17 protein-coding genes are annotated in these 22,203 nt (G+C 67.3%); 12 read left to right on the top strand and 5 right to left on the bottom strand.

The genetic code is table 11. From position 1 onward, the window contains the following. Positions 1–86: 86 nt before the first annotated feature. Both zapE and JHD82_RS21515 read left to right on the top strand, forming a co-directional pair. Positions 87–1,190, top strand: a complete 1,104-nt coding sequence (zapE, locus tag JHD82_RS21520) for a cell division protein ZapE (protein ID WP_012205332.1) — start codon at positions 87–89, stop codon at positions 1,188–1,190. Positions 1,191–1,230: 40 nt separating this feature from the next. Then, positions 1,231–1,959 carry a hypothetical protein gene (locus JHD82_RS21515; protein WP_199138663.1) on the top strand — a complete coding sequence of 243 codons (729 nt, stop codon included), beginning with the start codon at positions 1,231–1,233 and terminating at the stop codon, positions 1,957–1,959. Positions 1,960–1,969: 10 nt separating this feature from the next. On the opposite strand, the gene JHD82_RS21510 is transcribed toward JHD82_RS21515, so the two are convergent. After that, positions 1,970–2,740: a PP2C family serine/threonine-protein phosphatase gene (locus tag JHD82_RS21510; protein ID WP_199138661.1), complete on the bottom strand. Its 771-nt coding sequence runs from the start codon at positions 2,738–2,740 to the stop codon at positions 1,970–1,972. A 136-nt stretch (positions 2,741–2,876) separates the two neighbouring features. On the opposite strand from JHD82_RS21510, the gene JHD82_RS21505 reads away from it, so the two are divergent. Further along, positions 2,877–5,069, top strand: a complete 2,193-nt coding sequence (locus JHD82_RS21505; protein ID WP_199138659.1) for an ATP-dependent DNA helicase — start codon at positions 2,877–2,879, stop codon at positions 5,067–5,069. Here the strand turns inward: JHD82_RS21505 and JHD82_RS21500 are convergent. Then, positions 5,032–5,823, bottom strand: a complete 792-nt coding sequence (locus JHD82_RS21500; protein ID WP_012205336.1) for an outer membrane protein assembly factor BamD — start codon at positions 5,821–5,823, stop codon at positions 5,032–5,034. The genes JHD82_RS21505 and JHD82_RS21500 overlap by 38 nt on opposite strands. A 212-nt stretch (positions 5,824–6,035) precedes the next feature. Here JHD82_RS21500 and dnaE point away from each other — a divergent pair, with 212 nt between their 5' ends. The 5 genes from dnaE (at position 6,036) to sbcB (ending at position 15,495) form a co-directional block, all read left to right on the top strand. Next, the gene (gene dnaE / locus JHD82_RS21495) at positions 6,036–9,569 is read left to right on the top strand and encodes a DNA polymerase III subunit alpha (RefSeq protein ID WP_199138657.1); all 3,534 of its coding nucleotides are present in this window, start codon (positions 6,036–6,038) and stop codon (positions 9,567–9,569) included. A gap of 133 nt (positions 9,570–9,702) precedes the next feature. Further along, positions 9,703–10,080, top strand: coding sequence for an ATP-dependent Clp protease adapter ClpS (clpS, locus tag JHD82_RS21490; RefSeq protein WP_012205338.1), 378 nt, complete (start codon positions 9,703–9,705; stop codon positions 10,078–10,080). 63 nt (positions 10,081–10,143) lie between these two features. Continuing rightward, positions 10,144–12,480 (top strand): ATP-dependent Clp protease ATP-binding subunit ClpA, encoded by a 2,337-nt coding sequence (gene clpA, locus JHD82_RS21485; RefSeq protein WP_012205339.1) that lies wholly within the window; start codon positions 10,144–10,146, stop codon positions 12,478–12,480. Between the two features lie 83 nt (positions 12,481–12,563). Further along, complete coding sequence (gene cls / locus JHD82_RS21480) at positions 12,564–14,018, top strand: cardiolipin synthase (protein ID WP_199138655.1); 1,455 nt, start codon at positions 12,564–12,566, stop codon at positions 14,016–14,018. Between the two features lie 37 nt (positions 14,019–14,055). Further along, positions 14,056–15,495 (top strand): exodeoxyribonuclease I, encoded by a 1,440-nt coding sequence (gene sbcB, locus JHD82_RS21475; RefSeq protein WP_199138653.1) that lies wholly within the window; start codon positions 14,056–14,058, stop codon positions 15,493–15,495. Positions 15,496–15,632: 137 nt separating this feature from the next. Here sbcB and JHD82_RS21470 read toward each other — a convergent pair whose 3' ends face one another. Beyond that, the gene (locus JHD82_RS21470; protein ID WP_199138651.1) at positions 15,633–16,862 is read right to left on the bottom strand and encodes a nucleoside recognition domain-containing protein; all 1,230 of its coding nucleotides are present in this window, start codon (positions 16,860–16,862) and stop codon (positions 15,633–15,635) included. Between the two features lie 148 nt (positions 16,863–17,010). Here JHD82_RS21470 and JHD82_RS21465 point away from each other — a divergent pair, with 148 nt between their 5' ends. Continuing rightward, positions 17,011–17,406 (top strand): VOC family protein, encoded by a 396-nt coding sequence (locus tag JHD82_RS21465; RefSeq protein ID WP_199138649.1) that lies wholly within the window; start codon positions 17,011–17,013, stop codon positions 17,404–17,406. A gap of 19 nt (positions 17,407–17,425) precedes the next feature. Here the strand turns inward: JHD82_RS21465 and tam are convergent, their stop codons facing one another. Beyond that, positions 17,426–18,199: a trans-aconitate 2-methyltransferase gene (gene tam, locus JHD82_RS21460; protein ID WP_199138647.1), complete on the bottom strand. Its 774-nt coding sequence runs from the start codon at positions 18,197–18,199 to the stop codon at positions 17,426–17,428. A 107-nt stretch (positions 18,200–18,306) separates the two neighbouring features. Between tam and JHD82_RS21455 the strand changes: the two genes are divergently transcribed. After that, the gene (locus tag JHD82_RS21455; protein ID WP_199138645.1) at positions 18,307–19,215 is read left to right on the top strand and encodes a LysR family transcriptional regulator; all 909 of its coding nucleotides are present in this window, start codon (positions 18,307–18,309) and stop codon (positions 19,213–19,215) included. Positions 19,216–19,224: 9 nt separating this feature from the next. On the opposite strand, the gene JHD82_RS21450 is transcribed toward JHD82_RS21455, so the two are convergent. Continuing rightward, the gene (locus JHD82_RS21450; RefSeq protein ID WP_199138643.1) at positions 19,225–20,142 is read right to left on the bottom strand and encodes a LysR family transcriptional regulator; all 918 of its coding nucleotides are present in this window, start codon (positions 20,140–20,142) and stop codon (positions 19,225–19,227) included. Positions 20,143–20,217: 75 nt separating this feature from the next. Here JHD82_RS21450 and JHD82_RS21445 point away from each other — a divergent pair, with 75 nt between their 5' ends. Both JHD82_RS21445 and JHD82_RS21440 read left to right on the top strand, forming a co-directional pair. Next, positions 20,218–21,087 carry a CoA ester lyase gene (locus tag JHD82_RS21445; protein ID WP_043781868.1) on the top strand — a complete coding sequence of 290 codons (870 nt, stop codon included), beginning with the start codon at positions 20,218–20,220 and terminating at the stop codon, positions 21,085–21,087. Between the two features lie 80 nt (positions 21,088–21,167). Continuing rightward, positions 21,168–22,172, top strand: a complete 1,005-nt coding sequence (locus JHD82_RS21440) for a tripartite tricarboxylate transporter substrate binding protein (protein ID WP_197943295.1) — start codon at positions 21,168–21,170, stop codon at positions 22,170–22,172. Positions 22,173–22,203: the final 31 nt, after the last annotated feature.

The raw sequence follows: 22,203 nt of genomic DNA, 5'->3' as shown, positions 1-22,203 counted from the left end.
GCCATCTAGCCCAAGCCAAAGACCTGAAAGCGCTTGCCCTGCAAGCGTTTTCAGCTTCTGAATACATAGCAAATGGTTGATGCTGCATGAGCGTTTCAGTGCGAGAGGCCTACGAGGCCGAACTGGTAGCCAAGGGCTTTCACAGTGATCCTGCGCAGTTGCGCGCCGTCGAGGCGCTGCAGCGCTGTGCCGACGACTGGGCGGTCTACCGCCAGCGCCGCTCCAACGCCTTCAAGAAGCTCATCAACCATCCCGAGATTCCCCGCGGCGTCTACATGTACGGCGGGGTGGGGCGCGGCAAGAGCTTTCTCATGGACTGCTTCTTCAACGCCGTGCCGCTCAGGCGCAAGGTGCGCCTGCATTTCCACGAATTCATGCGCGAGGTCCACCGCGAGCTCGCCGTACTGCAGGGCACGCAGAACCCGCTGGACGTGCTGGGTGCGCGCATCTCCAAGAAGTACAAGCTGATCTGCTTCGACGAATTCCACGTGGCCGACATCACGGACGCGATGATCCTGCACCGGCTGCTGGTCTCGCTGTTCGCCAACGGCGTGGGCTTTGTCACCACCTCCAACTTCAAGCCCGACGAGCTGTATCCGGGCGGCCTGCACCGCGACCGCATCCTGCCGGCCATCGACCTGCTCAACGAGCGCATGGAAGTCGTCAACGTGGACAACGGCACGGACTACCGCCGCCGCACGCTGGAAAACGCCCGGCTCTATCACACGCCCCTGGGTGCAGAGGCCGATGCGGCCATGACCGAAACCTTCGACAAGCTGGCCGAAGTCAAGGACGAAGACCCCGTGCTGCACATCGAGGCGCGCGAGATCCGTGCGCGCCGCCGCGCCGGTGGCGTGGTCTGGTTCGACTTCCGCGAGCTGTGCGGCGGCCCGCGCTCGCAGAACGACTACCTGGAGATCGCAAGCCAGTTCCACACCGTGCTGCTGTCCGACGTGCCCTATATGCCGGTCAACATGGCATCGCCCGCGCGTCGCTTCACCTGGCTGGTGGACGTGCTGTACGACCGCAGGGTCAAGCTGGTCATCTCGGCTGCCGTGCCGCCCGAGCAGCTTTACACTGAGGGCCCGCTGGCCCATGAGTTCCCCCGTACCGTATCGCGCTTGAACGAGATGCAGTCCAAGGAATTCCTGGCGCTGGAGCGCCGTGTGGTGGATACCAGCCTGACCTGAGGCCGTTCGCAGCCACTGGCGTCGTTTGCCGGACCTGTACATGTTGAAACTGCCTACCTCTGCTTTCGCCCTTGTGAAGAAACTGCCCGCTCCCCTGAGCGCTGCGCTGGCCTGCCTTGTGCTGGCCGGCCCGGCCATGGCCGCGGAGGCTGGCGCAGATAGCGATGCCGATGCGCGGCAGGAACGCGCCCAGGCTGCAAAGCAGGTCCAGGCCGAGCGCAAGGCCGCACGCGCCGAGATCGCGGCCCAGCGTGCCGTCATCGACAGGCGGCGCACGGCCCTGGAGTCCGAGTGCTACCAGCGCTTTGCCGTGGAAGACTGCCTCAGGCAGGCGCGCGAAGAGGCTCGTGAGCAGGACAAGCCGCTGCGCGAACGCGAGCTGCAGATCAACGACGAGGAGCGCAAGGAGCGCGCCGCCCAGCGCCTTGAGGATATCGAGGCCAAGAAGGCGCAGAAGGCCGCCTCGTCCATGCAAGCCAAGGAGCGGCCACCGGCCGCCCAGCGCGACACCCAGGCCATCAGGGCCCAGCGTGCCCAGGACGCACAGCAGCGCGCAGCCCAGCAGGCCAGCCACCAGCGTGATCGCCAGGCGCAGATCGAACAGCGCCAGTCTGCGCAGGAGCAGGAGCGGCGAACTGCCGCCCGCGCCCAGTTCGAGGCCAAGCAAAAAGAGGCTGCCGAGCGCAAGGCCCGCGCCGCCGATGCCGCCCGCGAGCGCGGCCCGCAGGCAGCGCCACTGCCCGCGCCTCCCGCGCCTGCGGCGCCCTGAGTCCGGGTGGTCAGGCCGTCACCGGCTCCAGTGCCTCGAGCTTGAGCACCACCAGCGACAGGTTGTCACCACCGCCCTGGGCGCGCACGCGTGCCTTGTCGATCAGGAATTCCGTGGCCTCGCGCGGCGTGAGCGCGTTGAGCACGGTGCCCAGTTCCTCCGCCGTGTAGTAGTGCCAGACGCCGTCGCTGCAGGCCATGAGCGTGGTGCCCGGGTACACGTGCTCGATCACGTGGTGGCTCATGGGCGGCTCGGCCTCGGTGCCCAGGCAGCCCAGCAGGATGTTGGACTTGGGGTGCACATGGGCCTCGAATTCGGTGAGTTCTCCCCTGTCCACCAGGGACTGGACGTAGGAGTGGTCCTTGGTGCGGTAGACCATGGTCGCGCCCTGGTAGTGGTAGATGCGCGAATCGCCCGAATGCACCCAGTGGCAGCGGCCCTGGGGCAGCAGCACGAAGGCGGCAATGGTGCTGTGCGGCTCCTGCTCGGCCGAGATGGCCGTCAGCCGGATCACCATGTGCGACTCGTGGACGATGCTCTCCAGCAGCGCCGTGCAGTCCTCCTTGCCCGGCTCGAAGCGCTCGAACAGCTGGCGCGCCGTGAGCATGACCTGGTCGGAGGCCTTGCGCCCGCCACTGCGCCCGCCCATGCCGTCGGCCAGCACGCCCAGCAGGCAGCCGTGTACATAGGGGTGGGCCATGAGCATCACCTGGTCTTGCTGGTATTGCCTGTCACCGCGATGGATGCCTGTGGCGGCTTGGAGTCGGTACGCTGGCTGCATGGTCTCTGGTTTGGTGGGCTCTTGGGGCGGTGGATGGGCACACCAATGTCATGGCGCATATTATCGGAGCACCGTCCCCGGCGCCGGCCCGCCGCACCCCGGCGGCGCTCTCTTTTTCAACAAACGGACCAGCCCTTTGCATTCCCTGACCGCTGCCGTGCAGGCGGCCTTCGCGCCGCAAGGCCTGCTGTCGCGCGCCGAGGCGCTGTTCCTGCCGCGTGAGGGGCAGACCCGCATGGCCCTGGCCGTGGCCCAGGCCATCGAGCAGCGCCAGACCCTGGTGGTCGAGGCCGGCACGGGCGTGGGCAAGACCTATGCCTATTTGGTGCCGGCCCTGCTCAGTGGCCAGCGCGTGCTGGTGTCCACGGCCACGCGCGCGCTGCAGGATCAGCTGTATGCCCGCGATCTGCCGCGCCTCGTTGCCGCGTTGGGCATGCCGCTGCGCATGGCGCGCCTCAAGGGCCGCAGCGCCTACCTGTGCATGGAGCGGCTGGAGCGTGTGCGCCAGGGCCGCACGGCGCCGCAGGACCCGCAGGTGCTGCGCAGCGTGGCCCTGGTCGAGCGATGGGCACGCACCACGCGTACGGGCGACCTGGGCGAGCTGCCCGCGCTGGACGAGCGCTCGCCCGCGCTGCCCCTGGTCACTTCCACACGCGACAACTGCCTGGGTTCCGACTGCCCGCATTGGCAGGACTGCCATGTCAACGTGGCCCGCCGCGCTGCGCTGGAGGCCGATGTGGTGGTCATCAACCACCACCTCATGTTTGCCGACCTGGATGTGCGCGAGTCGGGCGTGGCCCAGTTGCTGCCCAGCGTGGGCGTGGTCGTGGTGGACGAGGCCCACCAGCTCAACGACACCGGCGTGCAGTTCGCGGGCCAGAGCCTGTCGGGCCAGCAACTGACGGGCTATGCCCGCGATGTGCTGCGCGCCGGCCAGGAACTGGCGCGCGGCATGGCCGACTGGATGCAGCTTTCGGCACGTGTGGAGCAGGCCTTGCGCGAGCTGCGACTGGCGGCAGGCAAGCCCCCGGCGGGCGGGCGCCTGCCCTGGCAGGGCGTGACGCCGCAGGGGCTGGACGCGCATCGCTGGCGCACCGCCCTGGTCACACTGGGGCGCAGCCTGCGGGCACTGCTGGAGCCGCTGGTGCAACTGCAGGTCAGCGACCCCGAACTGCGCAGGCTGTTCGAGCGCGGCAACGAGCTGCTGCGGCGCCTGGCCACCTTTGCCGCCGCCGCCGTGCAGGACACGGTGCGCTGGCTGGAGCTGGGCAGCCAGCAGATGCGCATGCTGGAGTCTCCGCTGACCATTGCGCACATCATGCGCACGCGGCTGCTGGGGTTGACGCAGGAGCAGGAGGGATCGGAAGACCAGGAGCGAGAGGATGCACAGCCCGAGCCCGAGGCACAAGAACAGGAAGAAGGCGCGCCCGCGCCCGTTCCCGAAGCTGCAGGCCTGCCTCGGCAGCCATCGGGCACCGCGTGGATCTTCACCTCGGCCACGCTGGGTGACGACGAGCGCCTGAGCTGGTTCACCGAGCCCTGCGGCCTGCGCGAGGCCCAGGTGCTGCGCGTGGACAGTCCCTTTGACTATGCGCGGCAGGCAGCGCTTTACGTGCCCCGGCCCTTTGCCCAGGCCGGCAGTGCCACGCACAGCACCGAGGTGGCGCGCCTGGCGCTGGATGCCGCCCAGCGCCTGGGCGGGCGCACGCTGGTGCTGACGACCACGCTGCGGGCGCTGCATGCCATAGGCGATGCGCTGCAGCAGTCGCTGGGGCTGTTTGGTGAACTGGATGTGCTGGTCCAGGGGCAGGCGCCCAAGCTGGCCTTGATCGAGCGCTTTATCGCGGCCGGAGAAGGCAGGGAAGGCACGCAAGGCGGGGAAGGCACGGGGGCGAGCCCGGGGCGGGGCTGCATTCTCGTGGCCTCGGCCACTTTCTGGGAGGGGGTGGACCTGCCGGGCGATGCGCTGCAGCTGGTGGTCATCGACAAGCTGCCGTTTCCTCCGCCCGACGATCCGCTGGTCGAGGCGCGTTCGCGCAGCCTGGAATCCGTGGGGCGTCAGGCCTTTGCCGACTACATGCTGCCCGAGGCCGCCATGGCGCTCAAGCAGGGCGCCGGCCGCCTGATCCGGCGCGAGACGGATCGCGGCGTACTCGTGGTCTGTGATTCCCGGTTGGCCACCATGGGTTACGGGCGGCGGCTGCGTGCCGCGCTGCCGCCCATGCGGACCCTGGTGGACGAGGCGGCCTTTGTTCAGGCCCTGCAGGCGCTGGCGCAGCCTGCGCCGCAGATCACCACAGCTTCCACCACGACTTCTGCTTTGCCGTGAGGTCCTGGTCGGACTCCTGGCCGTAGGAGGCGGTCAGCACGCGTTGCGCGTCGTCGCGCAACTGAGTCATGCCCAGGGCGTCGTATGAATTCACCAGGATCTGCATGGCCTCGCGCACGGCGGGCACGCCCTGGTAGTCCTTGACGGCCGTCTGCGCGCGCGCGATGGCGGCCACGTAGGCGCCGCGTCCGTAGTAGTAGCGGGCCACATGCACTTCGTACTGCGCCAGCGAGTTGACGATGTACTGCATGCGCAGCCGCGAATCCTCGGCGTAGCGCGACTCGGGAAAGCGCGTCACCAGCTCGCGGAAGGACTCGAACGAGTCCTTGGCGGCCTTCTGGTCACGCTCGGACAGATCCTGGCGCGACAGCCAGGAGAACATGCCCAGGTTGTCATTGAAGTTGACCAGGCCCTTCAGGTAGAGGGCGTAGTCGGTGGCGGGGCTGGCCGGATGCAGCTTCAGGAAGCGGTCCAGCGTGGCGGTGGCCTGGATCTTGTCGCCGCTCTTGTACTGGGCATAGGCCTTGTCGAGCTGGGCCTGCTGGGCCAGGGGCGTGCCGGCGGCACGGCCTTCGAGCTTCTCGAACAGCGGAACGGCCTTGTCGAACGCGCCGGAGGCGGCTTCGTCGCGGGCCTCGGTATAGATGCGGTCCGGGGTCCACTTGGCAGTAGGGTCTTGCTGCGTACTGGAGCAGGCTGTCAGAACGCCTGCGACCAGCATGGCGGGAACGATGGACAGGGGAATACGCTGCATGGTGGACGTTTCTCGGGCAATCGAAGGGCGGTGAGAGGGTTGGCGGGCAGGGACGCGGGCCGCGCTGAGGGGCCGCACAAAGCGTGATTTTCCCGCAACCGGGCCGAAGCATTGTAACGGCCTGCGATGCCCGCCCCGCAGGCGGGGGCGGCGGCAAAGGCATGGCCGTGAACGGGTCCCGGCCTTGCGGAGCTTTCTACAATGGCGCCCATATGTTTGTCCATTTGCGCCTGCACACCGAATTCTCCGTCGTGGACGGAACCAACCGCATCAATGCCGTCGTCAAGGCCGCCGCCGAGGATGGGCAGGTCGCACTGGCCGTCACAGACTTCAACAATCTGTTTGGCGGCGTCAAGTTCTACCGCGAAGGGCGGGCCAAGGGCGTCAAGCCCGTGCTGGGCGCGGAAATCCAGATCGAAGGCGAGAACGGTGCCGCCGTCTCGCGCATCATCGTGCTGGTGCAAAGCCCGCTGGGCTACCACAACCTGTCCGAACTGCTGGCCCGTGGCTGGACCCGCAACGTGGTCAAGGGCCAGGCCGTGCACACCTGGGCCTGGCTGCAGGAGCTGGGCGAGGGGCTGATCGTGCTGGCCGGTGCCCAGGCCGGCCCCGTGGGCCAGGCGCTGATGCGCGGCGACGAGGCCGGCGCAGCAGCCGTCGCCCAGCGGCTGGCGAGCATGTTCCCGCACCGCTTCTTCATCGAATTGCAGCGCGCAGGCCGGCCTGACGACGAAGCCCATGTGCTGGCCGCCGTGCAGCTGGCCGATCGCCTGAACCTGCCCGTGGTCGCCACGCACCCCATACAGTTCTTCGGCCCCGACGACTACGAAGCGCACGAGGCGCGCGTGTGCATCGCCGAGGGTGAGATCCTGGCCAACCCCAAGCGCGTGCGCCGCTTCACGCGCGACCAGCATTTCAAGACCGCCGCGCAGATGCAGGCGCTGTTCGCCGACATTCCCAGCGCCATTGCCAACACCGTGGAAATCGCGCGCCGCTGCAGCCTGACCCTGGTGCTGGGCAAGCCGCAGCTGCCCAATTTCCCCGTGCCTGACGGCATGACCATGGACGAGTTCTTCCGCAGCGAATCCTTCAACGGCCTGGAAGACCGCCTGACCCATCTGTATCCCGATCCCGCCAAGCGCGAGGCGCAGCGCCCGCGCTACGTGGAACGGCTGGAGTTCGAGATCGGCACCATCCTCAAGATGGGCTTTCCGGGCTACTTCCTCATCGTGGGCGACTTCATCAAGTGGGCCAAGCTCAACGGCTGCCCCGTGGGGCCGGGCCGCGGATCGGGCGCGGGCTCGCTGGTGGCCTACGTGCTCAAGATCACCGACCTGGACCCGCTGGAATACAACCTGCTGTTCGAGCGCTTCCTGAACCCCGAGCGCGTGTCCATGCCCGACTTCGACGTGGACTTCTGCCAGGCCAACCGCGACCGCGTCATCGACTATGTGAAGCAGCTCTATGGCCGCGACGCCGTCAGCCAGATCGCCACCTTCGGCACCATGGCCGCGCGCGCGGCCATCCGCGACGTGGGCCGCGTGCTGGACATGAGCTACACCTTCTGCGACGGCATCTCCAAGCTCATTCCCAACAAGCCGGGCCTGCACGTCACGCTCAAATACCCGCCCAATCCGAAGAAGGAGGGCGACAAGTACACCTACGCCATCGAGGCCGAGCCCATGCTGGCCGAGCGCATCGAAAAAGAAGAAGACGTCAAGACCCTGATCGAAATGGCCCAGAAGCTCGAAGGCATGACTCGCAACATCGGCATGCACGCGGGCGGCGTGGTGATCGCTCCGGGCAAGCTGGCCGACTTCTGCCCGCTGTACCAGCAGCCGGGTAGCGACTCGGCCGTGGCCATGTACGACAAGGATGATGTGGAGGCCGTGGGCCTGGTGAAGTTCGACTTTCTGGGCCTGGCCACGCTGACCATCCTGGAGATCGCGCGCGAGTTCATCATCAAGCGCCACAAGGGCCAGGAGAACTTCGCCTTCGAGAACATCCCGCTGGACGATGCGCGGACCTACCAGCTGTTTTCCGAGGGCAAGACCGAAGCCGTGTTCCAGTTTGAATCGCGCGGCATGCAGGGCATGCTGCGCGACGCCAAGCCCAGCCGCCTGGAAGACCTGATCGCACTGAACGCGCTGTACCGCCCGGGCCCCATGGACCTGATCCCCAGCTTCGTCGCGCGCAAGCACGGCAAGGAAGTGGTGGAGTACCCGCACCCGCTGGTCGAGCAGGTGCTGGCCGAGACCTACGGCATCATGGTCTACCAGGAGCAGGTGATGCAGACCGCCCAGGTGCTGGGCGGCTACTCGCTGGGCGGCGCCGACCTCTTGCGGCGGGCCATGGGCAAGAAGAAGGTCGAGGAAATGGTCATGCACCGCGGGATCTTCCGCGAGGGCGCGGCCAAGCAGGGCATCAGCGAGGAAAAGGCCGACGAGGTCTTCGACCTGATGGAGAAGTTCGCGGGCTACGGCTTCAACAAGTCGCACGCCGCCGCCTACTCGCTGCTGGCCTACCACACGGCCTGGCTCAAGGTGCACTACACGGCCGAGTTCTACTGCGGGAACATGACCGTGGAAATGGACAACACCGACAAGCTCAAGGTGTTGTACGAAGACGCGCTCAAGATGGGCATCAGCTTCGAGCCGCCGGACGTCAACCGCGGCGTGTACCGATTCGAGCCCGTCACCGACAAGGTCATCCGCTACGGCCTGGGCGCCATCAAGGGCACGGGCCAGCAGGCCATCGAGGCCATCGTTGCGGCGCGTGAAGGCCGCGGCGTGGGGCCGCGCGGCGCCGACAAGGGACCTTTCAAGAGCCTGGCCGACTTCTGCGTGCGCGTGGACCGCACGCGCCTGAACAAGCGCACGCTGGAGGCCCTGATCAAGGGCGGCGCCTTCGACGCCATCGAGCTCAACCGGGCGTCGCTGGTGGCCTCCATCGACCATGCCTTCGAGTTCGGCAACAAGACGCTGGCCAACGCCAACCAGGGCGGCCTGTTCGACATGATGGGCGATGACGCCGTGGGCTCCAGCACCCAGGAGCCGCCCCTGGTCGAGGCACTGCCCTGGGGCGTGAAGGAGCGGCTGACCCAGGAAAAGACGGCGGTGGGCTTCTACCTCTCGGGCCACCTGTTCGACGAGGTCGAGAAAGAGGTGCGCCGCTTCGTGCGCACGCCCCTGGCCGAGCTGCGCGACAGCCGCGAGCCCCAGACGCTGGCCGGCATCATCAGCGACTTCCGCGCCATCAACGGCCAGCGCGGGCGGCTGGGCCTGTTCAAGATCGACGATGGCTCGGGCGTGATCGAGGCCTCGGTGGACGAGAACACGCTCAACACCTACCGCGAACTGCTCAAGGACGATGAATTCGTCGTCATCACCGGGCGCCTGCAGCTGGACCATTTCAGCGGCGGCCTGCGCATGAAGGCCCAGCAGCTGTGGAATCTGGCAGACGCGCGCTGCCGCTTTGCGCGCTATCTGCAGGTCAGCGTGGGCGAGAAGATGCCTGACGTGCTTGGCCTGCTGCGCCAGTTCCCCGCCGTGGTGGAGCAGGGCGAGCACGGCGAGCTGCAGCGCGGCATGAAAGTGCGCCTGGGCCTGGTCTGCGAGGACGAGCGCGGCTCGGCCAGCTGCGAGCTGGCGCTGGGCGATGCCAGCCGCTTCTATCCCAGCGATGCGGCCCTGGCGGCCTGGTACGCCCAGGCCGGCAGTGCACAGGTCAAGGTGGTCTACGAATAACCCGCAAGGTGGCACAGCGCCTGATGGCGGCGAGCAGGCACTGCTTTGGTGCGTGCTTGCCGGCCCGGGCGGGCGCCGCGCTTGAATTCTTCAGGCATGCCTCGCATATCCCTTCCGGAAAACAGTGGCTCCGATGGCTAGAATGATTTTCATGGCAACCCAACCCCCTTCGATCCCTCCTGCCATCCCTACAGTGCGGCCCGTGTCCGACGATGACGGCGCCGTGGTGCTGGAGCGGCGACGCCAGCGCGTCCAGCCGCCGCAGATGTACCAGGTCGTGATGCTCAACGATGACTTCACGCCCATGGAATTCGTCATCATCGTCCTGCAGGAACTCTTCGGCAAGGACCGCGAAACGGCCACCCAGATCATGCTCAAGATCCATCTGGATGGCCGCGGCGTCTGCGGCGTGTACTCGCGCGACGTGGCGGCCACCAAGGTCGAACAGGTGCTGCAGGCGGCCCAGAAGGCAGGCCATCCGTTGCAGGCGATGTTCGAGCCTGTTGAATAAACCCGGGCCGCCCTGATTTATGGTTGCAGTCAATAATCCCCAGCAAGCGAAAAGGAGTCATCAATGATCGCCCAGGAACTGGAAGTCAGCTTGCACATGGCCTTTGTCGAAGCGCGCCAGCAGCGCCACGAGTTCATCACCGTGGAACACCTGCTGCTGGCCCTGCTGGACAACCCCAGTGCAGCGGAAGTGCTGCGCGCCTGCTCAGCCAACATCGATGACCTGCGCTCGGCCCTGTCCAACTTCATCAAGGACAACACGCCCCAGGTGGCAGGCTCCGATGAGGTGGACACACAGCCCACGCTGGGTTTCCAGCGTGTGATTCAGCGCGCCATCATGCATGTGCAATCCACCGGCAACGGCAAGAAGGAAGTCACGGGCGCCAACGTGCTCGTGGCCATCTTCGGCGAGAAGGATTCGCACGCCGTCTACTACCTGCACCAGCAGGGCGTGACGCGTCTGGACGTGGTCAATTTCATTGCCCACGGCATCAAGAAGGGCGAACCGCCCGAGCCCGCCAAGGCCGAAAACCCTGCCGAGTCCGAAGAGGGCGCCGGTGGCGAGCGCAACGAAAAGGCTTCGCCCCTGGAGCAGTTCACGCTGAACCTCAACCAGGCGGCCAAGGACGGCAAGATCGATCCGCTGATCGGGCGCGACTACGAGGTCGAGCGCACCATCCAGATCCTGTGCCGCCGCCGCAAGAACAACCCGCTGCTGGTCGGCGAGGCCGGCGTGGGCAAGACGGCGATCGCCGAAGGCCTGGCCTGGCGCATCACCGAGGGCAAGGTGCCCGAGGTGCTGACCGAAGCCGTGGTCTATTCGCTGGACATGGGCGCGCTGCTGGCCGGCACCAAGTACCGTGGTGATTTCGAGCAGCGCCTCAAGGGTGTGCTCAAGTCGCTCAAGGACCGGCCCAACGCCATCCTGTTCATCGACGAAATCCACACGCTGATCGGCGCGGGCGCCGCTTCGGGCGGCACGCTGGACGCGTCCAATCTGCTCAAGCCGGCGCTGTCCAGCGGCCAGCTCAAGTGCATCGGCGCGACCACCTTCACCGAGTACCGCGGCATCTTCGAAAAGGATGCGGCGCTGTCGCGGCGTTTCCAGAAGGTCGACGTGGTCGAGCCCACCGTGGCCGAGACCGTGGACATCCTCAAGGGCCTGAAGTCGCGCTTCGAGGAACACCACAGCGTGCAGTACGCCGCTGCCGCCCTGCAGGCTGCGGCCGAGCTGTCGGCCAAGTACATCAATGACCGCCACCTGCCCGACAAGGCCATCGACGTGATCGATGAGGCCGGTGCCGCGCAGCGCATCATTCCGGTGGAGCAGCGCAAGCAGACCATCGACAAGGCCGAGATCGAGGCCATCGTGGCCAAGATCGCGCGCATTCCGCCTGCCAACGTGTCCAACGACGACCGCAGCAAGCTGCAGACGCTGGAGCGCGACCTCAAGAGCGTGGTCTTCGGCCAGGACAAGGCGCTGGAAGCGCTGGCCTCCTCGGTCAAGATGGCGCGCTCGGGCCTGGGCAAGCCGGACAAGCCGATCGGCTCCTTCCTGTTCTCCGGCCCCACGGGCGTGGGCAAGACGGAAGCGGCCAAGCAGCTGGCCTACATCCTGGGCGTGGACCTGATCCGCTTCGACATGTCGGAGTACATGGAGCGCCACGCCGTCAGCCGCCTGATCGGCGCGCCTCCGGGCTATGTGGGCTTTGACCAGGGCGGTCTGCTGACCGAGGCCGTGACCAAGAAGCCGCATTCGGTGCTGCTGCTCGACGAAATCGAGAAGGCGCATCCGGACATCTTCAACGTGCTGCTGCAGGTCATGGACCACGGCACGCTGACGGACAACAACGGGCGCAAGGCCGACTTCCGCAACGTGATCCTCATCATGACCACGAACGCGGGTGCCGAGACCATCAACAAGGCCTCGATCGGCTTCACCAACCCGCGCCAGGCCGGCGACGAAATGGGCGACATCAAGCGCCTGTTCACGCCGGAGTTCCGCAACCGTCTGGACGCCATCGTCAGCTTCAAGCCGCTGGACGAGCAGGTCATCCTGCGCGTGGTCGACAAGTTCCTGCTGCAACTGGAGCAGCAACTGGCCGAAAAGCGCGTGGAGGTCACCTTCACCGATGCGCTGCGCAAGCACCTGGCCAAGAAGGGCTTCGATCCGCTCATGGGTGCTCGCCCCATGCAGCGCCTGATCCAGGACACCATCCGGCGCTCGCTGGCCGACGAGCTGCTGTTCGGGCAACTGGTCGACGGTGGCCGCCTGGAAGTGGACTGGGTGGCCGACGCCGACGATGCCGACAAGGGCGAAGTCAAGCTCGACATCACGCCCCAGCCCAAGCAGGACCCGGCGTCCGAGCCGGCCGAGCCCAAAGAGGCCACCGCCGACTGATGTGCATCGCCTGATGCCCATCGCGCAAGCCGACAGCCCCCCGGGCTGCCGGCTTTTTCTTTGATCCGCCCGAAGGAGTCTTTGTGGAGTGGCTTCGTCAGTACCTGACCCATGAGAATGCGCTGCTGCTGCTGTCGGTGACCTGGTCGGTCTATGTGGTGATCGTCGCGGTGTGGATCCTTCTGCAGCGCAGCGCGCCCGTGGCCACGCTGAGCTGGCTTCTGTCCATGGCGGCGATTCCCGTGGGCGGGTTGGCCATTTACTACTTCTTCGGCCCGCAGCGGCTCAAGCGCCAGCGCATCAAGCGGCTGCGTGCGCGCAAGACATCGCGTGTGCGAACAGGCGTGCAGCGCCTGCGCGAGCGCATGCCGGGCAGCTCGGAGCGACTGCACCAGGTCGCGCGGCTGGTGGCGGCCACCAGCGACTTTCCCGTCAGCACGGCCGCCGACCTGCGGCTGCTGGTGGGCGGCGCTGCCACCTTCGACGCCATCATCGAGGCGGTGAACGCGGCGCGCCACCACATCCACCTGGAGTACTACATCTTCGAGCCGGACCAGACCGGCACGGCCCTGCGCGACCTGCTGATACAGCGGGCCCGCGCAGGCATACAGGTGCGCCTGCTGGTGGATGCCCTGGGTTCCAAGAAGCTGGGGCGGCGCTTTCTGCAGCCGCTGGAGGATGCGGGCGCCGAGGTCGCGCTGTTCCATGGCACCAAGATCGGCCGGCGGCTGCGCCCGGTCATCAACTTCCGTACCCACCGCAAGATCCTGGTGTGCGACGGCAAGGTGGGCTTCACGGGCGGCGTCAACGTGACCGACGAAGAGAACGCGCGTGTCATGCCCGATGCCTACCACGACGTGCACCTGCGCCTGGAGGGCGCCATCGTCAACTGGCTGCAGACCGTGTTCCTCGAAGACTGGGCCTATGCGCTGGAAAAGGACCCCAAGAACGAGCCCGCCGACATCGACCTGCTGCTGCCGGATGCTCCCGAGGGCCCGCTGCCCGTGCAGATCATCACCTCGGGCCCCGACAACGGCCTGCAGGCCATCTACCGCGCCCATCTGGCGGCCATCAACGCGGCCCAGGAACGTGTCTGGCTGACCACGCCGTATTTCGTGCCGACGGAGGCCGCGCTGGCAGCGCTCACCAATGCCTCGCTGCGCGGTGTCGATGTGCAGCTGCTGGTGCCGCGTCGCTCCGATTCGGCCCTGGTCACGGCGGCTGCGCGCTCCTACTACGACGAGCTGATCCGCTGCGGCGTGCGCGTCTACGAGTACAAGGCACGCATGCTGCACTCCAAGACCCTGGTGGTGGACGACAACATCGCCATCATCGGCACGGCCAACTTCGACTACCGCAGCTTCTTCCTGAACTACGAGGTCTGCGCCATCGCCTACGGGCCTGCGCTCAACGGCGATCTGGCCAAGCAGTTCGAGGCCGATCTGGAGCAGGCCCAGCGCGTGCACTTCAAGCGCGACCTGGGCTTTGCGCTGCGCCTGTTCGACTCGGGCGCGCGGCTGTGTTCGCCCCTGTTGTGAGGGCCGGTGGCCCGTTTTTCGCAGGCATACTCGCCCGATGGCCCATACCTTCTTCTGGCACGACTACGAGACCTTCGGCGCCCAGCCGCGCTATGACCGGCCCGCGCAATTCGCGGGCATCCGCACGGATGCGGAACTCAATGAAATCGGCGAACCCGTCATGTGGTACTGCCAGCCGGCAGGCGACTACCTGCCCGATCCGCAGTCCTGCCTGATCACCGGCATCACCCCCCAGCAATGCCTGGAGCAGGGCATGCCCGAGGCCCAGTTCGCCGCCCGCATCGAGGCAGAACTGGCCCAGGCAGGCACCGTGGGCGTGGGCTACAACACCATACGTTTTGACGACGAGATCACGCGCTTCATGTTCTGGCGCAACCTCATCGACCCCTATGCGCGCGAATGGCAAAACGGCTGCGGGCGCTGGGACCTGCTCGACGTGGTGCGCATGGTCTATGCGCTGCGCCCCGAAGGCATTGTCTGGCCGAAAAAGGAGGATGGATCCCCAAGCTTCAAGCTCGAGGACCTGGCCCGCGCCAACGGCCTTCTGCACGAGAAGGCGCACGATGCGCTGTCCGATGTGCGCGCCACCATCGGGCTGGCGCGGCTGATCCGCAAGGTCCAGCCCAGATTGTTCGACTTCGCCTTCTCGCTGCACAAGAAGGACCGCGTGCTGCAGGAAATGGGCCTGCCGGCCGAGCCGGCGCATGCACGGCCCTTCCTGCACGTCAGCGGCATGATCCGGCCCGAGCGCGGCTGCATCGCCGTCATGTGGCCGCTGGCCACGCACCCCACCAACAAGAACGAGATCATCTGCTGGGATCTGGCGCAGGACCCGTCCGAGCTGGCCTCCATCGACGTGGACACGCTGCGCCTGCGCCTGTTCTCGCGCGCGGCCGACCTGCCCGAGGGCGTGCAGCGCCTGCCCATCAAGAGCATCCACGTCAACAAGTCGCCCATGGTGGTCGGCAGCCTCAAGACGCTGAGCCCGGCCATGGCCGCGCAATGGGGCATCGATGTGGAGCAGTGCATGGGCCACGCGGCCATTGCACGTGACCTGCCCGACATGAGCGCGCTGTGGCGTGCCGTTCACCAGCGCCCTGCGCAGGAGGGGCTGGATGCCGACCAGGACCTGTATGGCGGCTTTGTGGGCAACGAGGACCGGCGCCGTCTCAACCACCTGCGCAGCCTGTCTGCGCAGGAGCTGGCGCTGGACCGCACGGGCTTCGACGATGCCCGCCTGACCGAACTGCTGTTCCGCTACCGCGCCCGCAACTTCCCCGCCAGCCTGAACCCTGCCGAGCGCCAGCGCTGGCTGCAGCACTGCGCGGCCTGCCTGATCGAAGGCAAGGGCGGCGCACGCACGGCCGAGCAGATGTTTGCCATGGTCGATCAGCTATCGGAAACCGCCGACGAGCGCGGCGAGGAGATCCTGGGGGCGCTGTATGACTATGCCGAGGCGATCATTCCGGAACTTTAGTCGCCCTGAGTCGCTGCGCGGCCTCTCCCGAGAGATGCGACACCCTCGCGGCGGGGCGAGGCGGGTGGCGTAGGCCCTTGCTCGGTGTTCCTCGCCTTGGGCCGCGTCGGCTTAAGGCGCAGCGCCCATTTGTGCCTTTAGCCAAAGAATTTGTAGCAGACCACGATGGCCGCCACCACGCCGGCCAGTTCGGCGATGAGGGCGCAGGGCACGGCGTGACGGGCGCGCTGTATGCCCACGGCGCCGAAGTAGACGGCCAGGACGTAGAAAGTGGTTTCGGTGCTGCCCTGGATGGTGGCGGCCACCAGGGCGGCGAAGCTGTCCACGCCCTGGGTCTGCATGGTCTCGATCAGCATGGCGCGCGCCGCGCTGCCCGAGAAGGGTTTGACCAGGGCCGTGGGCAGGGCGTCCACGAAGCGGGCGTCCATGCCCAGGGCATCGACCACCCAGCGTATGCCCGACAGCGCATACTCCAGCGCACCCGATGCGCGGAACACGCCCACGGCGCAGAGCATGGCCACCAGGTAGGGCAGCAGGCCCTTGGCCACGTCAAAGCCTTCCTTGGCGCCTTCGATGAAGCTGTCGTAGACCGCGACCTTGCGCCAGGCGCCCAGGGTGACGAACAGCACGATCAGGGCAAACAGCGTCAGGTTGCCCAGCAGCGATGACAGCTGCGCCAGCGCGGCCGCCGACAGCGTGGCCAGAAAGGCCATGAAGCCCGCCAGCGCCAGGCCCAGCGGCAGCAGGTAGCCCAGCACCACGGGGCTCCACAGCGGCAGCCTCTGCACGGCGGCCACGGCCAGCAGGCCGACCAGGGTCGAGGCCGAGGTGGCCAGCAAGATCGGCAGAAAGACCAGGGTGGGATCGGGCGCGCCCTGCTGCATGCGGTACATGAAGATGGTCACGGGCAGCAAGGTCAGCGACGACGCATTGAGCACCAGGAACAGGATCTGCGCATTGGTGGCGGTGTCGGGCCGGGGATTGAGTTCCTGCAGCGAGCGCATGGCCTTCAGGCCCATGGGCGTGGCCGCGTTGTCCAGTCCCAGCCCGTTGGCCGCGAAGTTCAGCGTGATCAGGCCCAGGGCCGGATGGCCGCGCGGCACCTCGGGCATGAGCCTGGCGAACAACGGGCCCAGCACGCGGGCCAGCCACTCCACCACGCCGGCCTTCTCTGCGATGCGCAGAAAGCCCAGCCACAGCGTCAGCGTGCCGAACAGCAGCACCATGACCTCGACCGACAGCCTGGCCATGGCAAACAGCGCCTGCACCATGGCCGAGAAAATCCCGACCTGACCGCCGACCAGCCATTGCGCCAGCGCAGCCACGGCCGCCACCAGAAAAAAGCCCAGCCACAAGGCATTCAGCATGGATTCCCTTCCCTCACGAGGCAATTGCAAGCCGCCATTGTGGGGCCAGCCGCAGGGCTTACGGGCCAGGGCGGCAGGGCATTGACAGGGCTCCGTTATCCTCGCGGCCCCGTGGTCCGAGGACCGCACCATTGCTGCAAAGGATTCCATGCCCCAGGTGATAGGACAGGTGAGCGTCGCCGTGCGCGACTATGACGAGGCGCTGCGCTTTTATGTGGGTGCGCTGGGCTTCGTGCTGAGCGAGGACACCGCCCTGTTCGAGGGCAAGCGCTGGGTCACCGTGCCCCCCGGTGGCGGCGGTGTGCGCCTGCTGCTGGCCCGCGCCACGAATGAGGAACAGGCCGCGCGCGTGGGCAACCAGACGGGCGGGCGCGTGTTCCTGTTCCTGCAGACCGACGACTGCCTGCGCGACTTCGAGGCCTACCGCTCGCGCGGCGTGCGCTTTGTGCAGGACCCCCAGCGCAAGCCCCACGGCACCGTGGCCGTGTTCGAAGACCTCTACGGCAATCTGTGGGATCTCATCGAGCCGCATCCGGCGCGTTGAGGGCCGAAGGCGCGCTGCTTCAGCGGCTGGCCACGATGAACAGCCTGGGGAAGGGCAGCAGCACCGTGCCATCGTCCAGCGCGGGGTAGGCCTGGGAGATGGCCTGCAGATACGCTGCGTAGAAGCCGGCCTTTTGCTCCTCGTCCAGCGGCGCGACGAAGGGACGCAGCGCCGAACCCTTGAACCACTCAACCACCGCGGCATGGCCGCCCGCCAGCGGGTGGAAGTAGGTGGTGCGCCAGACATCGACGTTGCTGCAGTGCGGGCGAAGCAGGGCGTAGTAGAAGTCCGCGCTGTGCCGTGCGGGGTGGCGCACATCGCCAATCGTGGCGGCCCAGGGGCCGCTGGCGGCCACTTCGCGCGCCAGCCGGTGGGCCGGTTCTTCCAGGTTGTCCGGCGTCTGCACGGCCAGGCTGCCACCGGGTGCCAGGTGGCTGACAAGGCGCGGGTAAAGCTGCTGGTGGTCGGGCAGCCACTGCAGCGAGGCATTGGCCAGGATCACGTCCTGCGGCTGGTCGGGCTGCCAGGTGGCGATGTCGGCCAGGGAGAAGGCCGTGCCCGGCAGCCGCTTGCGTGCGGCATCCAGCATGTCCTCGGAATTGTCCAGTCCCGTCACGGAGGCCCCGGGGAAGCGCTGGGCCAGGACCTCGGTGGAGTTGCCGGGGCCGCAGCCCAGGTCCACGGCCAGCCGCACGGCGCGGCCAGGCAGATCGGGAATGGCGGCCACCAGGTCGCGCACGGGGCGCGTGCGCTCCTGCTCGAACGTTGTGTACTGCTTTGCGGACCAGGTCATCGTGTTGCCTTTCAGGTAGGTGTGTTTGTGGGGCGCGAGCGTAAATCCGTCCATCCATGATTGCAAATGCCACAATTGAAGTCTTCCCATACCTTGAAAGTATTGACGTGCCCGAGCTTCGCCAACTGCGCGCCTTTGTCGCCATCGCCGAGGAAGGCCACATCACCCGCGCGGCCGAGCGGCTGGGCATGCAGCAGCCGCCGCTGACGCGGTTGCTGCAGGGCCTGGAACACGAATTGGGCGTGGAGCTGGTGCAGCGCCTGCCGCGCGGCGTTCGGCCCACGGCGGCGGGGCTGGCGCTGCTGGAAGAGTCCAAGGCGCTGCTGGAGCGCTGTGACGTGCTGGCCGAGGTGGTGCGCCGCGCCGCCCGGGGCGAGACGGGCCGGCTGGCCGTGGGCTTTACCAGTTCGGCCGCGCTGCATCCCTTTGTCCCCGGCGTGCTGCGCATGTTCCGCCAGCAGGTGCCCGGCGTGGCCGTGGCGCTGGAGGAGGCGGGTACGGGTGAACTCATGGATGCACTGCTGCACGAGCGGCTGGACGCGGCCTTTGTGCGCTCGCCCCTGCATGGCAGCCAGGGGCTGCAGGCCGTGCCGATTCTGGAGGAGCCCATGCTGCTGGCCCTGCCGGCAGGGCATGCGCTGGCACGCCCATTGCGCCGGCCCGTGCCTTTGCCGCAGCTCGCCTCGGAGGATTTCGTGCTGTACCGGCGCAGGGTAGGGCAGGGCCTGTACGACGCCATTCTCAGGGCCTGCCTGGAGGCGGGTTTCAGTCCGCGCGTGGTGCAGGAGGCGCCGCGCATGACGGCCACGCTGAGCCTGGTCTCGGCAGGGCTGGGGCTGTCCATCGTGCCGGCCTCCATGCAGCGCCTGCGCAGCGACGGCATTGTCTACCGTGCGCTGTCCCAGTGCCCCGGGTTGGCCGCTCCCCTGCATCTGGCCACGCGCGTGGGCGATGCGTCGGCCGTGCTGCGCAGGTTCCAGGACCTGGTTGCCACGGCGGCCGTGGCGGAGTCCTGACGGCGCGGGCTACGGTGTCCTGTTTGCTGCGCGTGCGGCAGCGCGCGGGCCGCCGCGCTGCTTGACCACGGTGCGTGCGCAGTCCACCAGCCTGTGGATCAGCGGCAGCCGTGCCGACGAGCGCAGCCACATCACGCCAAAGCGCCGCGACTGTGATTCCTCGGGCAGGGCCAGGCGCACCACGCCCTGGCCATCGGGCAGGTTAAGTGCCGTGTCGGGCACCAGCGAAACGCCGAGGCCGCGCTCCACCATCATGGCAATGGCCACCAGCGAGCTCAGTTCAAAGCGCTCCTGCGGCGCAATCTGCGCGGCGCGCAGGTAGCGCTCCACCATTTGCCCGCCGCCGAGGCTGCGGTCATAGCGGATCAGCGGCTGGGTGCGCAGCAGCGTGTGCGGGTCCAGGTGCGCCAGCTGGTGCGGCACCAGCAGCACCAGCGGCTCCTCGCGCAGCAGTGTCCAGTCGAAGGTCTTGGCCAGGGCGAAGGAGGGGTGCAGGCAGACGGCGGCATCCAGCTCGCCCTGCTGCACGGCCTGGTACAGCTCGCGCGTGGTGGCCGAGCGCAGGAAGACCTTGGTCTGCGGGCACTTCTTCACAAAGCCCGCCAGGATGTCGGGCAGCAGGCTGTGCAGGGCCGTGTTGATGGTGCCTATCACCAGCTCGCCGTCGGCGCCCTCGTGGTTGACATGGGTTTTGGCGTTGGCCAGCTCGCGCAGCAGCAGCGGGGCCGATTGCGACAGCCGGTGGCCGGCTGGCGTGGGCAGCACGGTGCGGCCTGCGCGGGCCAGCAGGGGGGCGTCGAACTCGCGCTCCAGGGTGCGGATCTGCTGGGCCACGGCGGCGGCCGTGATGTTCAGGCGCCGCGCGGCCTCGGCCATGGAGCCGGTCTCGACCACGAGCAGGAAGCTGTGCAGGTAGCTGGTTTCCATAAACAAAGAATTTGTGTGGTTTGAACAAATATTACCTGTGTTTCTCTTGGCTTTCTGCCGCCCACAATGCGGTGCATGAGAAGCAAACTGTTTGTTCCCGCATCGCGTCCCGAGCTGTTCGCCAAGGCCCTGGCCGGCGACGCCGACGCACTGTCCTTCGACCTGGAGGACGCGGTGGCCGAGGCCCGCAAGGACGAGGCGCGCGGCCTGCTGCGCAGCTTCCTGCTCAGCCCTGAAAGCCGGGGCCATGGCAAGACGCTGATCGTGCGCGTCAACGCCATGGATACGCCGCATTTCGGCGCCGACATCGCCGAGATGGTGCGCGACGGCGTGCACCTCATCAACCTGCCCAAGCCCGAGACCGTGCAGCAGGTGCGCGAGGCCGCACAGCGCATTGCCGAGGCGGCAGATGCCAACGGCGTGGTCCAGGCGCCTGGCCTGCTGCTCAACATCGAAACACCCCGCGCCCTGCGCTGCGCTGCCGAACTGGCCAGCGCCCATGCCAGCGTGGCCGGCCTGCAGATGGGGCTGGGCGATCTGTTCGAGCCCTTTGGCGTGAACCGGCGCGAGCCCGCCGCCATTGCCCAGGCGCTGTTTGCCGTGCGCATGGCCGCCGCCGAGGCCGGCGTCTACGCCTACGACGGCGCCTTTGCCGACATCCGCGACAGCGAGGGCTTCAGCGCCGAGGCCCGCCTGTCGCGCGGCCTGGGCTTTCTGGGCAAGACCTGCATACACCCCAGCCAGATCGCCCTGGCCAATGCGGTCTACCAGCCCACCGAGCAGGAAATCGGGCACGCCCTGAAGGTGGTGGAGGCGGCCCGCCAGGCAGATGCCAACGCCCTGGGCGCCTATGTGGTGGACGGGAAGATGGTGGACAAGCCCTTCGTGCTGCGTGCCCAGGCCATCGTGGCTGCGGCGCATGCACAGGGGCTGCTGGTGGCCTGAATAGGGCTCTGGCATTCCGGTGTACGGCGTCCTGCATGCCGGGCACCACAACGACAAGAAACAGTACAGGAGACAAAGACATGAGCATTTCCCATTGCCGCGCGCGGCGCAGGCTGGTGGCGCTGGCCGCCGCCACAACGGTGGCCACTCTGGCCGGCCTGGCTTCGCCGGGATTGATGGCGCAGGGCGCCTTCCCGTCCAAGGCCATCACCATGGTGGTTCCCTATCCGCCGGGAGGCTCCAACGACGTGTTCGCACGCCAGGTGGCCAAGGAAATGGGCGATCTGCTCAAGCAGACCGTGATCGTGGACAACCGGCCCGGCGCCAGCGGCAACACCGGCACGGCCTCGGTGGCCAAGGCGACGGCGGACGGCTACACGCTGGTGGCGGTCTCGTCCAGCATGACCACGAATGCTGCGGTACAGGCCAAGATGCCCTTCGATCCCGTCAAGGACCTGGCGCCGGTGGCCATGTTTGCCAAGGGCCCGCTGGTGGTGGCCGTGAACAACGAATTCCCGGCCAGGACGCCGCAGGATCTGGTGCGCGCCATCAAGGCCAGCCCGGGCCAGTTCAACTACGCCACCTCGGGCACCGGCAGCATCAACCACTTCGCGACCGAAATGATGCGCTCCATGGTGCCGGGCATGGACATCATGCATGTGCCCTACAAGGGCCAGGGTCCGGCCGTGACCGACGTGATCGGCAACCAGGTGCAGATGCTGGTCTCCAGCGGCCCCTCCATCCTGCCCATGGTGCGCAACGGCAAGCTGCGCGCCATCGGCATCACCAGCCTCAAGCCCAGCCCCATTGCGCCCGACCTGACGCCCATGGCAACGGCCATCCCGGGCTACGAATTCGATCTGTGGTGGGGGCTGCTGGCGCCTGCGGGCACGCCCGCCGACATCGTGGACCGCCTCAACCAGGCCGTGAACCAAGTGCTGGCCAAGCCGACCATCCAGGCCAGCTTCCTGCGCGAAGGCGCCATTGCCAACCCCGTGACGCCGCAGCAGTTCGCGCAGGTGATCCGCAGCGACGTGGCGCGCTGGAAGCAGCTCGCCAAGGACCGCAATATCCAGGCCGATTGAACCCGGCCGCTGGCGGGAGGCGCCCCAGGCC

Origin of the sequence: Delftia sp. ASV31, assembly GCF_016428765.1 — a bacterium.
Classification (GTDB): domain Bacteria; phylum Pseudomonadota; class Gammaproteobacteria; order Burkholderiales; family Burkholderiaceae_C; genus Comamonas; species Comamonas acidovorans.
Note: the sequence above shows the minus strand (reverse complement) of the source record. Positions and strands in the feature narration are given on the sequence as shown.